This is a genomic window from Pseudomonas sp. IT-P171 (genome assembly GCF_949767765.1).
GTDB lineage: Bacteria > Pseudomonadota > Gammaproteobacteria > Pseudomonadales > Pseudomonadaceae > Aquipseudomonas > Aquipseudomonas fluorescens_B.
In genome coordinates this window covers 316,052-331,359 of sequence record NZ_CATKQN010000055.1, presented here as the reverse complement: position 1 = coordinate 331,359, position 15,308 = coordinate 316,052, and the positions used below count along the sequence as shown (strand labels likewise).

General features: G+C 56.8%; 14 protein-coding genes. 8 read left to right on the top strand and 6 right to left on the bottom strand.

Features of this window, described 5'->3' with window-relative positions:
* Window positions 1–36 precede the first annotated feature (36 nt).
* On the bottom strand, window positions 37–594 hold the full coding sequence (tag, locus tag ACM6I5_RS23755) for a DNA-3-methyladenine glycosylase I (protein WP_017341717.1): 558 nt from the start codon (window positions 592–594) through the stop codon (window positions 37–39).
* An 81-nt stretch (window positions 595–675) separates the two neighbouring features.
* On the opposite strand from tag, the gene glyQ reads away from it, so the two are divergent.
* The 4 genes from glyQ (at window position 676) to ACM6I5_RS23735 (ending at window position 5,082) form a co-directional block, all read left to right on the top strand.
* Window positions 676–1,629, top strand: coding sequence for a glycine--tRNA ligase subunit alpha (glyQ, locus tag ACM6I5_RS23750; protein ID WP_003213601.1), 954 nt, complete (start codon window positions 676–678; stop codon window positions 1,627–1,629).
* Window positions 1,626–3,680: a glycine--tRNA ligase subunit beta gene (gene glyS, locus ACM6I5_RS23745; protein WP_414884821.1), complete on the top strand. Its 2,055-nt coding sequence runs from the start codon at window positions 1,626–1,628 to the stop codon at window positions 3,678–3,680. The genes glyQ and glyS overlap by 4 nt, the downstream gene beginning before the upstream one ends.
* Before the next feature lie 6 nt (window positions 3,681–3,686).
* A complete protein-coding gene (gene gmhB / locus ACM6I5_RS23740) occupies window positions 3,687–4,220 on the top strand; it encodes a D-glycero-beta-D-manno-heptose 1,7-bisphosphate 7-phosphatase (RefSeq protein ID WP_414880299.1) in 534 nt (177 codons plus the stop codon).
* A gap of 82 nt (window positions 4,221–4,302) precedes the next feature.
* Entirely contained in the window at window positions 4,303–5,082 is a 780-nt protein-coding gene (locus ACM6I5_RS23735) for a lysophospholipid acyltransferase family protein (protein ID WP_017341713.1), read from the top strand.
* A gap of 185 nt (window positions 5,083–5,267) precedes the next feature.
* Here ACM6I5_RS23735 and ACM6I5_RS23730 read toward each other — a convergent pair whose 3' ends face one another.
* The 5 genes from ACM6I5_RS23730 to dnaA form a co-directional block, all read right to left on the bottom strand.
* A complete protein-coding gene (locus ACM6I5_RS23730; protein ID WP_017341712.1) occupies window positions 5,268–5,786 on the bottom strand; it encodes an Hcp family type VI secretion system effector in 519 nt (172 codons plus the stop codon).
* Window positions 5,787–6,027: 241 nt separating this feature from the next.
* Window positions 6,028–8,445 (bottom strand): DNA topoisomerase (ATP-hydrolyzing) subunit B, encoded by a 2,418-nt coding sequence (gene gyrB, locus ACM6I5_RS23725; RefSeq protein WP_031319202.1) that lies wholly within the window; start codon window positions 8,443–8,445, stop codon window positions 6,028–6,030.
* 5 nt (window positions 8,446–8,450) lie between these two features.
* Window positions 8,451–9,554 carry a DNA replication/repair protein RecF gene (recF, locus tag ACM6I5_RS23720; protein ID WP_414884820.1) on the bottom strand — a complete coding sequence of 368 codons (1,104 nt, stop codon included), beginning with the start codon at window positions 9,552–9,554 and terminating at the stop codon, window positions 8,451–8,453.
* Between the two features lie 20 nt (window positions 9,555–9,574).
* Window positions 9,575–10,678 (bottom strand): DNA polymerase III subunit beta, encoded by a 1,104-nt coding sequence (gene dnaN / locus ACM6I5_RS23715; RefSeq protein WP_017341709.1) that lies wholly within the window; start codon window positions 10,676–10,678, stop codon window positions 9,575–9,577.
* A 39-nt stretch (window positions 10,679–10,717) separates the two neighbouring features.
* Window positions 10,718–12,238 carry a chromosomal replication initiator protein DnaA gene (dnaA, locus tag ACM6I5_RS23710; RefSeq protein WP_414884819.1) on the bottom strand — a complete coding sequence of 507 codons (1,521 nt, stop codon included), beginning with the start codon at window positions 12,236–12,238 and terminating at the stop codon, window positions 10,718–10,720.
* A 566-nt stretch (window positions 12,239–12,804) separates the two neighbouring features.
* On the opposite strand from dnaA, the gene rpmH reads away from it, so the two are divergent.
* The 4 genes from rpmH to yidC are packed head-to-tail and all read left to right on the top strand — an operon-like array spanning window position 12,805 to window position 15,286.
* On the top strand, window positions 12,805–12,939 hold the full coding sequence (gene rpmH / locus ACM6I5_RS23705) for a 50S ribosomal protein L34 (RefSeq protein WP_003213577.1): 135 nt from the start codon (window positions 12,805–12,807) through the stop codon (window positions 12,937–12,939).
* 16 nt (window positions 12,940–12,955) lie between these two features.
* Window positions 12,956–13,357, top strand: coding sequence for a ribonuclease P protein component (gene rnpA / locus ACM6I5_RS23700; RefSeq protein WP_031319201.1), 402 nt, complete (start codon window positions 12,956–12,958; stop codon window positions 13,355–13,357).
* Window positions 13,350–13,595, top strand: a complete 246-nt coding sequence (yidD, locus tag ACM6I5_RS23695) for a membrane protein insertion efficiency factor YidD (protein ID WP_010207715.1) — start codon at window positions 13,350–13,352, stop codon at window positions 13,593–13,595. The genes rnpA and yidD overlap by 8 nt, the downstream gene beginning before the upstream one ends.
* A gap of 2 nt (window positions 13,596–13,597) precedes the next feature.
* Entirely contained in the window at window positions 13,598–15,286 is a 1,689-nt protein-coding gene (yidC, locus tag ACM6I5_RS23690; RefSeq protein WP_017341706.1) for a membrane protein insertase YidC, read from the top strand.
* Window positions 15,287–15,308: the final 22 nt, after the last annotated feature.

The following is a 15,308-nucleotide window of genomic DNA, read 5'->3' as shown; positions in this document are numbered from 1 at the left end:
CACTCCTGATCTTGTGCTGTGCGCGAGGCGGCTATTCTAACCGCCGATCGACAAGGTCGCGTAGCGATCGCAATCCCGGGTGTGGTCCATGACCATGCCCGAGGCCTGCATCAACGCGTAGCAAATGGTCGGGCCGACGAAGGTAAAGCCGGCTTTTTTCAGGCCTTTGCTCATCTCCACAGCGACCGGCGTGACCGCCGGCACTTCAGTGCGATCCTTGAAATGATTGATCACCGGTTGGCCACCCACGAAGGACCAGAGAAACGCCACCGGGTCCTCCAGCGCCAGCCAGGCCTGGGCATTGCGCCTGGCCGCATTGAGTTTGAGGCGATTGCGAATAATGCCGGGATCGAGCATCAATTCATCGATTTCAGCGTCGCTCATCTGCGCCACGCGCTGTACGTCAAAGCCGAACAGCACCTCGCGGTATCGCTCACGTTTACGCAACACGGTGATCCAGGAGAGGCCGGCCTGGAACCCTTCGAGCAAAAGCAACTCGAACAATCCCTGCGCATCGCGTAGCGGCGTGCCCCACTCCTGGTCGTGATAAGCCATGTACAGCGGATCTTCGGAACACCAAAAGCAGCGTGGCATAAGGCTCCAGGGGGCGTGCGCAGCAATGAATCGGGTATACTCCCGCTCTTTAAATCGCAGCCCAAGAAACAGGTGAATTTCGTGAGCCAGCCTACGCCAGCCGTGCGTACCTTCCAAGACTTGATCCTCGCCCTCCAGCAATACTGGGCCGAGCAAGGTTGCGTGGTACTTCAGCCCTACGATATGGAAGTAGGCGCCGGGACTTTCCACACTGCCACGTTTCTGCGCGCCATCGGCCCGGAAACCTGGAACGCCGCTTATGTGCAGCCCAGTCGTCGCCCAACTGACGGCCGCTACGGCGAAAACCCGAACCGCCTGCAGCACTACTACCAGTTCCAGGTAGTCCTGAAGCCGAACCCGGACAACTTCCAGGAACTGTACCTGGGCTCCCTCAAGCATGTCGGCCTGGACCCGCTGGTCCACGACATTCGCTTCGTCGAAGACAACTGGGAATCGCCGACGCTCGGCGCCTGGGGTCTGGGCTGGGAAGTCTGGCTGAACGGCATGGAAGTGACACAGTTCACTTACTTCCAGCAAGCGGGCGGCATCGAGTGCTACCCGGTAACCGGCGAGATCACCTACGGTCTCGAGCGTCTGGCCATGTACCTGCAGGGCGTGGACTCGGTCTACGACCTGGTCTGGGCTGATGGTCCGTTCGGCAAGGTGACCTACGGCGACGTGTTCCACCAGAACGAAGTGGAGCAATCGACCTACAACTTCGAACACGCCAACGTCGAGAAGCTGTTCGAACTGTTCGACTTCTACGAAAGCGAAGCCAAGCGCCTGATCGAACTCGACCAGCCGCTGCCGTTGCCGAGCTACGAAATGGTGTTGAAGGCCTCCCACACCTTCAACCTGCTGGATGCGCGCCGGGCGATCTCGGTGACTGCGCGTCAGCAATACATTCTGCGTGTGCGCACCCTGGCGCGTTCCGTTGCGCAAGCCTACCTGCTGGCTCGCGCCAAGCTGGGCTTCCCGATGGCGACCCCGGACCTGCGTGATGAAGTACTGGCCAAGCTGGAGGCTGCACAATGAGTGCTCAAGATTTTCTGGTTGAACTGGGCACCGAAGAACTGCCACCCAAAGCCCTGAACACCTTGGCCGAGGCCTTCCTGGCCGGTATCGACAAGGGCCTGCAAGCCGCTGGCCTGAACTACGAGACCAAAACCGTCTATGCCGCGCCACGTCGTCTGGCGGTGCTGATCACCTCGCTGTCCACCCAGCAACCGGATCGCAGCATCAACCTCGATGGCCCACCACGTCAGGCCGCGTTCGATGCAGACGGCAACCCGACTCAAGCGGCGTTGGGCTTCGCCAAGAAGTGCGGTGTAGAGCTAAGCGAAATCGATCAGAGCGGCCCGAAGCTGCGTTACAGCCAGAGCATCGCCGGCAAGCCGACGGCAAGCCTGCTGCCGACCATCGTCGAAGACTCTCTGAACGACCTGCCGATCCCGAAGCGCATGCGCTGGGGCGCTCGCAAGGAAGAGTTCGTTCGTCCGACCCAATGGCTGGTGATGCTGCTCGGTGACCAGGTCATCGATTGCACGATCCTCGCTCAGAAGGCCGGTCGCGATTCCCGTGGTCACCGCTTCCATCACCCGGAAAGCGTGCGTATCACTTCGCCCGCCAACTACCTGAGCGATCTGCGTGCCGCTTACGTGCTGGCCGACTCCAACGAGCGTCGCGCGATCATCAGCAAGCGCACCGAAGAGCTGGCGACGATGCAGGAAGGCACGGCAATCGTTCCGCCAGCCCTGCTCGACGAAGTGACCGCTCTGGTTGAATGGCCAGTGCCGCTGGTGTGCTCGTTCGAGGAGCGTTTCCTCGACGTGCCGCAAGAAGCGCTGATCACTACCATGCAGGACAACCAGAAGTATTTCTGCCTGCTGGACGCCGACGGCAAGTTGCTGCCACGTTTCATTACCGTGGCCAACATCGAAAGCAAAGACCCGCAGCAAATCATCGCCGGTAACGAGAAAGTGGTTCGCCCACGCCTCACCGACGCCGAGTTCTTCTTCAAGCAGGACAAGAAGCAGAAACTCGAAGATTTCAACCTGCGTCTGCAGAACGTGGTGTTCCAGGAAAAACTCGGCAGCGTCTACGACAAGGCCGAGCGCGTTTCCAAACTGGCTGCATTCATCGCACAACGCATCGGCGGCAACGCGGCATGGGCTTCCCGTGCCGGCCTGCTGTCCAAGTGCGACCTGGCAACCGAGATGGTCGGTGAGTTCCCGGAGATGCAAGGCGTCGCCGGTTACTACTACGCCCTCAACGATGGCGAGCCGGAAGAAGTCGCTCTGGCACTGAACGAGCAATACATGCCGCGCGGTGCCGGCGCAGAGCTGCCGACCACCCTGACCGGTGCGGCCGTGGCCATCGCCGACAAACTCGACACACTGGTTGGCATCTTCGGTATCGGCATGCTGCCGACCGGTAGCAAAGACCCGTATGCCCTGCGTCGTGCTGCACTCGGCGTGTTGCGCATCCTGATCGACAAGAAGCTCGACCTTGATCTGAATGACGCCGTGGCGTTCGCTGTGAACGCGTTCGGTGCCAAGGTCAAGGCGGCTGGCCTGGCCGACTCGGTACTCGAATTCGTATTCGACCGACTGCGTGCTCGCTACGAAGACGAAGGCGTTGATGTCGGGACTTATCTGTCGGTACGGGCATTGAAGCCGGGTTCGGCGCTGGACTTTGATCAGCGTGTACAAGCGGTGGAAGCGTTCCGTAAATTGCCGGAAGCTGCTGCCCTCGCCGCAGTGAACAAGCGCGTTTCGAACTTGCTGAGCAAGGTTGAAGGTTCTGTTCCATCGGTCGTTGAAGCCAAGTATTTCGACAATGCCAACGAGTTTTCCCTGTACTCGGCGATTCAGCAGGCGGACCAGGCTGTTCAGCCAATGGCTGCTGCGCGTCAGTACAGCGAATCTCTGGCGCGCCTGGCGGCCTTGCGCGAGCCGGTGGATGCCTTCTTCGAAGCCGTGATGGTCAACGCGGATGATGCCAACGTGCGCGCCAACCGCTATGCACTGCTGTCGCGTTTGCGTGGGTTGTTCCTCGGCGTCGCCGACATTTCGCTGCTGGGGTAAGACTGTTTGAAACTGCTGATTCTCGATCGGGACGGGGTAATCAATTACGACTCCGACGCTTACATCAAGTCGGTGGAGGAGTGGATACCGCTCCCCGGTTCGATCGAAGCCATCGCGCAGTTGAGCAAGGCTGGCTGGACGGTAGCGGTCGCTACCAACCAGTCGGGCATCGCTCGCGGCTATTACGACATCGCCACCCTGGACGCCATGCACGAGCGCTTGCGTTCGTTGGTGGCGGAGCAGGGCGGTGAGGTCGGGCTGATCGTCTATTGCCCGCACGGGCCGGACGAAGGCTGTGTTTGTCGCAAGCCAAAACCCGGGATGCTGAAAACCATCGCCGCGCATTACAACGTATCGCTGACTGATCTATGGTTCGTCGGCGACAGTCTTGGTGACCTGGAAGCCGCCAAAGCCGTCGATTCTCAGCCAGTTTTGGTAAAGACCGGGAAAGGCGCAAAGACGTTGGGCAAGTCCCTACCGGTAGGCACCTTGATATTTGACGATCTCGCGGCGATTGCCGCAGAACTTATCCACAATTAGAGTGCTTTCGAATTTCCTGACCAAGGATTGATCGGGAGTGCGCTTTATATAGACGGGCAGAGCCCGCACGGTAAACGTCGCCATGTCGATACTGCAGGCCATCAGAACCTTTCTCTTTTACCTGCTGCTGGGCACCAGCTCGTTGCTCTGGTGCAGCCTGAGCTTTTTTATCGCGCCTTTTCTGCCGTTCAAGGCGCGCTATCGATTTATCAATGTGTATTGGTGCCGCTGCGCCTTGTGGCTGAGCAAAGTCTTTCTGGGCATCAGCTACGAAGTGAAGGGCGCCGAGAACGTACCTGACCAGCCCTGCGTGATTCAATCGAACCACCAGAGCACTTGGGAGACGTTCTTCCTCTCGGCCTACTTCGAGCCGTTGAGCCAGGTACTGAAACGCTCATTGCTGTTTGTGCCGTTCTTTGGCTGGGCCATGGCCATGTTGCGACCGATCGCCATCGACCGCGACAACCCAAAAGCGGCGCTCAAGCATGTGGCGAAGAAGGGCGATGAACTGCTGAAAGATGGCGTCTGGGTGCTGATCTTCCCTGAAGGAACGCGAGTGCCTTACGGCACCATTGGCAAGTTCTCTCGGGGTGGTACCGCGTTAGCGGTCAACGCCGCGCTTCCGGTGCTGCCGATTGCTCACAATGCCGGCAAGTTCTGGCCGAAAACCGGTTGGGCGAAGAAGCAGGGTGTCATCACTGTGATCATCGGCGAGCCGATGTATGCCGAAGGAAGCGGGCCGCGAGCCATTGCCGATCTAAACGATCGTGTTCAGGCCTGGAATGAGCAGATGCAGCGTGATATGGGCTCGCTTCCGCCTGCTCCGCAAGCTCCGGTTGCAAATGATCAGGTGGCTGTCTGAGATTCTGTGGATAACCTGTGTACCGTTTTGCTCAAAAACGACGTGATATATTCGTAAGATTATGATTTATATACATATTTCTTAAGCTCATAAAATGTCGGAAAAGGTGCATAAGTTTTTTTCGGACGTAAAAAAACCGGCTGATATAGCCGGTTTTTTTATGCCTGCGATTTGGGTCGGGAGTCCTAGCTGATAAGCGGAGCACGCCAGTCATCTGAACCGGAAGTACCGCAGACTTCGTGAGTCCAGGTTATTTTTCGGTAGGTGAAGTACACGTCCTCCAGATGTGTAAAGTGGGCCATGGCCGGATCCTGGCAGCTTGGCATTCTTGTCTGCACATCTACGATCACTGCGTCTTCCAGCTCTATGCTGAAGTAATGTTCTTGTTTTCCGGCCGCCGAGGTCCGATACCAAGCGATATGGCAGTTATCCAATACTTCTCCGCTCGTTAACGCGGTTAAGATCAACGGTGACGATTTATCAAATACTTTTGAGATCATCAGCGGTTTATGCACGCGCTGGCCCGTTGGCTGACCCGATTGGGGATCTCTCGGAATAATTATTTGGTGACTGAATGCCTGGACCAGGATTTGGTTTTCGTGACCCTCCTGGTAGACATTACCAACCGACTCCGGAGTAAATGTTCCGGCAGTAATCATTCCTTGCCGGTTTCCATTTATAACTAAATACGCGGGTGTTGGCATAACAGCATTCCCTGTTCGATATCCCAAAAATGATAGCTCCCCGCCAGTCATGCACTTGACGAGAAGGCTGTAGGATAAAGAGCACCAGGGATGTCGTATGTAGGATTTTTCTGTGAGGTGCCGAGGCATAAAGCTCGCGTTCTATACGATTAAGTTCCTGTGAATAAGCGAACAAAGTATTCAAGGAAATAAAAAAGGCCAGCGCAATGCGCTGGCCTTTTTGTCTGGCAAGTCCGCTGGATCAGAAGTCCAGGTTGGACACCGCCAAGGCGTTGCTTTCGATGAAGTCACGACGAGGTTCGACCGCATCACCCATCAGGGTGTTGAAGATCTGGTCCGCGCCAATGGCGTCTTCGATGGTCACTTTGAGCATCCGGCGCTGGCTCGGGTCCATGGTGGTTTCCCACAGCTGATCCGGGTTCATCTCACCCAGACCTTTGTATCGCTGGATGGTGTGACGCTTGGTACTTTCAGTCATCAGCCATTCAAGAGCTTCCTTGAACTCGGTAACCGGCTTCTTGCGCTCGCCACGTTGGATGTACGCGCCTTCGTCCAGCAAGCTGCTCAGCTGAGCGCCCAAAGAGACAACGGTCTTGTAATCATTGCTGCCGAAGAAGTCGCGGTTGAACGTGACGTAGTTCGACAGACCGTGGGAGATCAGTTCGACCTCTGGCAGCCAGACGTTACGTTCACGGTCTTCACGCAGGCTGGCTTTGTAAACCAGGCCAGACTTCTCGACGGTGCGCAGGCGAACTTCGTACTTGGCCAGCCAATCCTGCATCGCAGCGTGATCGGACAGCTGCTCCATGCTCACCGCTGGCAGGTAAATGAAGTGCTCGGTCAGCTCCTGTGGGTACAGGCGCGACAGACGCTTGAGGGTCTTCATCACCAGACGGAAGTCATTCACCAGGCGCTCGAGCGCTTCACCGGAGATCCCTGGGGCTTCTTCGTTCAGGTGCAGGCTCGCGTCTTCCAGGGCCGACTGCGTCATGTACTCTTCCATGGCGTCGTCGTCTTTGATGTATTGCTCTTGCTTGCCTTTCTTGACCTTGTACAGCGGTGGCTGAGCGATATAGATGTAGCCACGCTCGATCAGCTCCGGCAACTGACGGAAGAAGAAGGTCAGCAGCAGGGTACGGATGTGCGAACCGTCGACGTCAGCATCGGTCATGATGATGATGTTGTGATAACGCAGCTTGTCGATGTTGTACTCGTCGCGGCCAATGCCACAGCCCAGCGCGGTGATCAAGGTGCCTACTTCTTGCGAAGAGATCATCTTGTCGAAACGCGCCTTCTCGACGTTGAGGATCTTGCCCTTCAGCGGCAGGATGGCCTGGGTGCGGCGGTTACGTCCCTGCTTGGCGGAGCCGCCAGCAGAGTCACCTTCCACGAGGTACAGTTCGGACAGAGCAGGGTCTTTTTCCTGGCAGTCAGCCAGTTTGCCCGGCAGGCCGGCGATATCCAGCGCGCCTTTACGACGGGTCATTTCACGGGCTTTACGCGCCGCTTCACGCGCACGTGCCGCGTCGATCATCTTGCCGACGACCAGTTTGGCTTCGTTCGGGTTTTCCAGCAGGAAGTCGGAGAAGTACTTGCCCATTTCCTGTTCGACCGCTGTCTTCACTTCGGAAGAAACCAGCTTGTCTTTGGTCTGGGAGCTGAACTTCGGATCCGGTACTTTTACCGAGATGATCGCGGTCAGGCCTTCACGGGCATCGTCACCGGTGGTCGCGACTTTGTGCTTCTTCGCCAGACCTTCAGCTTCGATGTAGGTGTTCAGGTTACGCGTCAGTGCGGAACGGAAACCCACCAGGTGAGTACCGCCATCGCGCTGTGGAATGTTGTTGGTGAAGCACAACAGGTTCTCGTTGAAGCTGTCGTTCCACTGCAGGGCGATTTCCACGCCGATGCCGTCTTCACGCTGGATGTTGAAGTGGAACACCTGGTTGACCGGAGTCTTGTTGGTGTTCAGGTATTCAACGAACGCACGCAGGCCACCTTCGTACTTGAACAGCTCTTCCTTGCCGCTGCGCTCATCCTTGAGGACGATGCCGACACCGGAGTTGAGGAAGGACAGTTCACGAATCCGCTTGGCCAGGATGTCCCAGCTGAAGTGGATGTTCTTGAAGGTTTCAGCCGAAGGCTTGAAGTGAATCTGGGTACCCGTGGTTTCGCTCTCGCCAACGATTTTCATCGGCTCTTGCGGAACACCGTGGACGTAAGTCTGTTCCCAGATCTTGCCGCTGCGGCGAACGGTCAGGATCAGTTCTTTGGACAGTGCGTTAACAACCGACACACCTACACCGTGCAGACCGCCGGATACTTTGTAGGAGTTGTCGTCGAACTTACCGCCGGCGTGCAACACGGTCATGATGACCTCTGCAGCCGAAACACCTTCTTCTTTGTGCACGTCTACCGGGATGCCACGGCCGTTGTCGCGAACGGTGATGGACTCATCCGGGTGAATGATGATGCTGATGTCGTCGCAGTGGCCGGCCAAAGCTTCGTCGATCGAGTTATCGACCACCTCGAACACCATGTGGTGCAGACCGCTGCCATCGTCGGTGTCACCAATGTACATACCGGGACGTTTGCGTACGGCATCCAGGCCTTTCAGCACTTTAATGCTCGTTGAGTCGTACGTATTTTCTTCGCTCAATGCCTTCACTCCCGATGGTCGTGGGTCTGGGTGATACGGCCCTGTTCCACGTGGAACAGAGCGACTGGCGTTTCCGTCTGCCAGCCTTCCCTCAATAATTCGTGATCTACACAGGTGATGAACACCTGGCAGCGTAAGTCTTCCAGCAAGCGGCAAAGCGCGCGACGGTGGTGCTCGTCCAGTTCGGACGGCAGGTCATCCACCAGATAAATACACTGCCCGCGTCGGGCCTGGCTGACCAGGTGCCCTTGAGCAATCCGCAATGCACAGACCACCAGCTTTTGCTGACCGCGAGACAAGATGTCCGCGGCATTATGTGCGCCCAATCTGAGGCGCAAATCTGCGCGTTGTGGTCCGGCCTGGGTATGACCCATTTGCTGATCCCGCTGAACGGACCCAGCGAGTACAGCGCTCAATTCGCGGTCCTTGTCCCAGCCTCGGTAATAGCTGAGCGTCAAACCCTCAAGCTCAACCAGTTCGCTCAAGGTCTGTTCAAAGACTGGTTTCAAGGCTTTGATGTAAGCACGGCGGTATTCATCGATTTCAGCACTGGCCTGGCACAGTTCCCTGTCCCAAACCGCTTGCGAAACGGCGTCAAGTGTACCATGCCGCAGCCAAGAGTTTCTCTGGCGCAGGGCCTTCTGCAAGCGTTGCCAAGTGGACATGAATCGCGGTTCCACGTGGAACACGCCCCAGTCGAGAAACTGTCGACGTATCTTCGGTGCACCTTCCAGTAAGCGGAAACTGTCAGGGTTGATGAGTTGCAGAGGCAGGATTTCAGCCAGTTGCGCGGCGCTACGGGCATTTTGACCGTCAATGCGAATCTGGAACTCACCTTGGCGATCCCGAGATATCCCCAATGCGCTATGCCCGCCCTCAGCCAATTCGACCTGGCCAAACACCGTGCACGCCACTTGCTCGTACTGAATGACCGGCAGCAGGCGGGTGCTACGAAACGAGCGGGCAAGCCCCAGCAGGTGAATGGCTTCCAGAACACTGGTTTTGCCGCTGCCGTTGGCGCCGTAAAGAATGTTGATTCGGGAGGAGGGGGAGAAGGTCACCGGGTGCAGATTGCGCACCGCGGTGACCGAGACGCGACTTAAGGACATCTAGCTTCTGCTGAGCATGATTACAGACGCATCGGCATGACGACGTAGGCCGAGTCGTCGTTGTCGGACTCTTGCACCAGCGCACTGCTGTTGGAGTCGGACAGGATCAGACGGACCTGCTCGGTGGTCATCACGCCCAAAACGTCGAGCAAGTAGCTCACGTTGAAGCCGATCTCCAGATTGCCGCCGTTGTATTCAACGCCGACTTCCTCTTCCGCTTCCTCCTGCTCAGGGTTGTTGGCCTGGATCTTCAATTGACCATTGGCCAGTTGCAGACGGATGCCACGGTACTTCTCGTTCGACAGGATCGCTGTACGGCTGAACGCTTCACGCAACGCCTGGCGATCACCGAGTACCAGCTTGTCACCGCCCTTCGGCAGAACGCGCTCGTAGTCCGGGAATTTACCGTCAACCAGTTTCGAGGTGAAGGTGAACTCGCCCGTGGTAGCGCGGATGTGGTGCTGACCCAGGACGATGCTGACGATGCCGTCCGGCTCGGTCAGCAGGCGCGCCAGCTCAAGGATACCCTTGCGCGGCACGATGACCTGGTGGCGATCCGGTTGACCGATGTCGGCCTGCATCGAGCACATGGCCAGACGGTGACCGTCGGTGGCCACGGCGCGGATGATACCGGCCGAGACTTCCAGCAGCATGCCATTGAGGTAATAACGCACGTCCTGCTGGGCCATGGCGAAGCTGGTGCGTTCGATCAAACGACGCAGCTTGCTTTGCTCCAGGCTGCAGGTCAGCGAACCCGGGCCTTCTTCAACAGTCGGGAAATCGTTGGCCGGCAGCGTCGACAGGGTGAAGCGGCTACGGCCAGCCTTCACCACCAGCTTCTGCTCGTCGACCTTGATGTCGATCAGCGCGTCGTTCGGCAGGCTTTTGCAGATATCCATCAACTTGCGCGCAGGCACAGTGATGGAACCCGGGTCCGCCGGTTCTTCGAGTTGCACACGACCGACCAGCTCGACTTCCAGGTCGGTACCGGTCAGCGACAGTTGCTGGCCTTCGACAACCAGCAGCACGTTGGAGAGCACCGGCAAGGTCTGTCGGCGCTCGACGACGCCTGCGACCAGTTGCAGGGGTTTCAACAGGGCTTCGCGTTGAATGGTGAAATGCATGGTCTAGTCCCTTGCCTTAATAAGCTGCGCTGGTATGCATCAAGTGGTCAGTGTACGCAGCAGGTTCTTGTAGTCCTCGCGGATGTCCGCGTCGGATTCCTTAAGTTCGTTGATCTTGCGGCAGGCGTGCAAAACGGTCGTATGGTCGCGGCCGCCAAACACATCGCCGATTTCCGGCAGGCTGTGGTTAGTCAACTCTTTGGACAACGCCATGGCAACCTGACGCGGACGAGCGACCGAGCGCGAACGACGCTTGGACAGCAGGTCGGAAATCTTGATCTTGTAATACTCGGCGACAGTGCGCTGAATGTTATCCACAGAGACCAGTTTGTCCTGCAACGCCAACAGGTCTTTCAAGGATTCGCGAATCAGCTCGATGGTGATATCGCGGCCCATGAAGTGCGAGTGGGCGATCACGCGCTTGAGCGCGCCTTCCAGCTCACGGACGTTGGAACGAATACGCTGGGCAATAAAGAACGCCGCATCGTGGGGCAGATCGACTTTGGCCTGGTCGGCCTTTTTCATCAGGATCGCTACACGGGTTTCCAGCTCCGGCGGTTCGACGGCAACCGTCAGCCCCCAGCCAAAGCGGGATTTCAGGCGTTCTTCAAGGCCTTCAATCTCTTTAGGGTAGCGGTCACTGGTGAGAATGACCTGCTGGCCACCTTCGAGCAGGGCGTTGAAGGTGTGGAAAAACTCTTCCTGGGAGCGTTCCTTGCGGGCAAAGAACTGGATGTCATCGATCAGCAACGCATCCACCGAACGGTAGAAGCGCTTGAACTCGTTGATTGCATTCAGTTGCAGCGCCTTGACCATGTCGGCCACAAAACGCTCCGAATGCAGGTACACAACCTTGGCATTCGGGTTCTTCTTTAATAGATGGTTACCCACAGCGTGCATCAAGTGGGTTTTACCCAAACCAACACCGCCATAAAGGAAGAGCGGGTTGTAACCGTGCTTGGGATTGTCTGCCACCTGCCAGGCCGCTGCGCGGGCCAGTTGGTTGGACTTGCCTTCCACGAAGTTTTCGAAGGTGAACGTGCGATTCAGGTAACTGGTGTGCTTGAGCGCACCTTCCACCTGCACAATGCGCTGCTCGGAACGCACCGGGGCCTGTTGAGAACTCGCACCGGCCATCGGGTCGAAACTGTCACGCGATGGCTCTTCACTGACGTCGGCAACTTTCTGTGTCGAACGCTTGGTCGGCGTAGCCGTCGGGGCAGGTGCCGGAGCACTGACAGGTGCTTGCGCCGCCTGTGCCTGGGACGCGGCAGCAGCCAATGGCGCATTCGGAGCGGCACGCGGCGCCGAACTGCGTTTGCTGCCTATTAATAAGGACAGCGCAGGCGCCATGCCATTGCCGTGCTCATCAAGCAGTTCAAGGACGCGACCCAGGTACTTTTCGTTAACCCAGTCGAGAACAAAACGATTCGGCGCGTAGACACGCAACTCGTCGCCTTCGGCTTCGACCTGTAGTGGACGGATCCAAGTGTTGAATTGTTGGGCAGGCAGCTCATCGCGCAAAAGCTCTACGCACTGCTGCCAAAGTTCCACTGACACGGATATCCCCTAAGTTGAAAGCCGGTGAGGCAAAAACAAGCGGCCATTGTAGCGACCAGACGCCGACTTATCCACACGTAGGTGGGTCACCGACCAAGAAGAATCAACGATTTATACGCAAAAAAGGCGACCAATGGTCTGTGCATAAGGTCTGTGGATAACCGACCCTGAGGTCGTTGTACAAGTGGGGGCGAAACTCGGTGGATAACCTGCCTGTGGATAACCACGCGTTTCACACACAGCTTATCCGACAGCGCAGCACAGGCTGACCACCGTTTTCCACCGTAGTTGTCATTCTCTGTACACCACGGGATATAAGGCCTAAATGTAGTTATCCACAGATGATCGGTGCCCTAGCTTTTATAAGCTTTACAGAAAAGCTTTAAATACTTTCCTTCTTTATTTTTATATTTGGCCAAGGCGGAAGGCGAGTAAAACCACTGGAGATCTATTTATAAGGAAACGCTGGTTGGAAATTGACCTAGAGGCTTGCTTTCTCTAGAATCCCCGGTCTCTTAAAACGGGGGCCATTCCGGCCCGTTGTGGACGAACCAGGTAACACGACAATGAAACGTACTTTCCAACCAAGCACTATCAAACGCGCTCGTACCCACGGCTTCCGTGCTCGCATGGCTACCAAGAACGGCCGTGCCGTTCTGTCGCGTCGTCGCGCCAAAGGTCGTGCGCGTCTGGCAGTTTGATAAGCCGGCACTGGAGGTGAGTCAGGACTTCAGTCGGGAAAAGCGTCTGCTTACTCCCCGGCATTTCAAGGCAGTCTTTGACTCCCCTACCGGCAAGGTTCCGGGGAAAAATCTCCTGCTCCTTGCGCGCAACAACGATCTTGATCACCCCCGTCTCGGGCTGGTTATCGGGAAAAAGAGCGTAAAGCTCTCCGTCGAGCGCAATCGCCTCAAACGTCTGATGCGCGAATCGTTCCGTCTGAACCAGGATTCACTGGCCGGTTGGGACATCGTTATCGTCGCGCGCAAAGGTTTGGGTGACGTAGAAAACCCCGAATTGATTCAGCATTTCGGCAAACTCTGGAAGCGACTGGCACGCAGCACGCCGGTACCAGCAGTCAAAACCGAAACTGTAGGGGTAGACAGTCCCGATGCGTAAACTGGCACTCGTTCCGATCCAGTTTTATCGCTATGCCATTAGTCCTCTGATGGCCAGTCACTGTCGTTTCTACCCCAGTTGTTCCTGCTACGCGTTAGAAGCCATAGAAAATCATGGCCTTCTGCGCGGTGGCTGGCTGACCTTTCGTCGTTTAGGTCGCTGTCATCCGTGGAATCCCGGTGGTTATGACCCGGTTCCACCTATCCCTACCTCCCGTTCTTCTTCGATGGCCGAGTAATCATGGATATCAAACGCACGATCCTGATCGTCGCCCTGGCAATCGTGTCCTACGTTATGGTTCTTAAATGGAACCAGGACTATGGCCAGGCTGCCCTGCCGACTCAGAATGTTGCTTCCAGTACTACCGCACCGGGCCTACCGGACACGGCGACTGGCAATAATGCTTCTGTCAGTGACGACATTCCACGCGCCGCAAGCGATACCAGTGCCACTGCTCCTGCTGAAACGCCAGTAGCTGCAAGCAAAGACCTCATCCAGATCAAAACGGATGTGCTCGACCTGGCTATCGATCCACAAGGTGGCGATGTCGCCCAGCTGAAATTGCCGCTGTACCCACGTCGCCAGGACCATCCGGAAATTCCGTTCCAGCTGTTTGATAACGGCGGTGAACTGACTTACCTGGCGCAAAGCGGGTTGATTGGCACCAACGGCCCGGACGCAAGCCCGGCGGGTCGTCCGGTGTACACCTCGGAGAAGAAGATTTATCAACTGGCTGACGGTCAGGACCAATTGGTCGTGGACCTGAAGTTCAGCAAGGACGGCGTCAACTACATCAAACGTTTCACTCTGAAACGTGGCCTGTATGACGTAACCGTTTCCTACCTGATCGACAACCAGAGCGCACAGCCCTGGTCTGGTGCGATGTTCGCGCAACTGAAGCGTGACGCCAGCGGCGATCCTTCTTCAACTACCGCCACCGGCACCGCCACTTACCTGGGCGCAGCCCTGTGGACAAGTAACGAGCCATACAAGAAAGTGTCCATGAAGGACATGGACAAGGCGCAGTTGAAGGAAACCGTCAGCGGTGGTTGGGTTGCCTGGTTGCAGCACTACTTCGTGACCGCATGGATTCCGGCGAAGGGCGAAAACAACGTCGTCCAGACCCGCAAAGACAGCAAAGGCAACTACATCATCGGTTATACCGGCCCGGCAATGAGCGTTGCCCCAGGTGCAAAAGCCGAAACCAGCGCTATTCTGTACGCCGGTCCGAAAAGCCAGGCCGTGCTGAAAGAGTTGTCCCCAGGTCTGGAACTGACCGTCGACTACGGCATTCTGTGGTTCATTGCCCAGCCAATCTTCTGGCTGCTCGGACACATCCACGCCATCGTCGGTAACTGGGGCTGGTCGATTATCTTCCTGACCATGCTGATCAAAGGGATCTTCTTCCCGTTGTCGGCAGCCAGCTACAAGTCCATGGCTCGTATGCGTGCAGTGGCCCCGAAACTGGCGGCACTGAAAGAGCAACATGGCGATGACCGGCAGAAAATGTCGCAAGCCATGATGGAGCTGTACAAGAAAGAGAAGATCAATCCACTGGGTGGTTGCTTGCCAATCCTTGTGCAGATGCCGGTATTCCTTTCGCTGTACTGGGTTCTGCTTGAAAGCGTTGAAATGCGCCAGGCGCCGTTCATGCTGTGGATTACTGACCTGTCGATCAAGGATCCGTTCTTCATTCTGCCGATCATCATGGGTGCAACCATGTTTATCCAGCAGCAGTTGAACCCGACTCCTCCGGACCCGATGCAGGCCAAGGTAATGAAGCTGATGCCTATCATCTTCACCTTCTTCTTCCTGTGGTTCCCGGCTGGTCTGGTGCTGTACTGGGTAGTGAACAACTGCCTGTCCATCGCCCAACAGTGGTACATCACGCGTAAGGTCGAAGCGGCTACCAAAAAAGCCGAGGCGTAACTTACTCTGTGGGTAACCACTC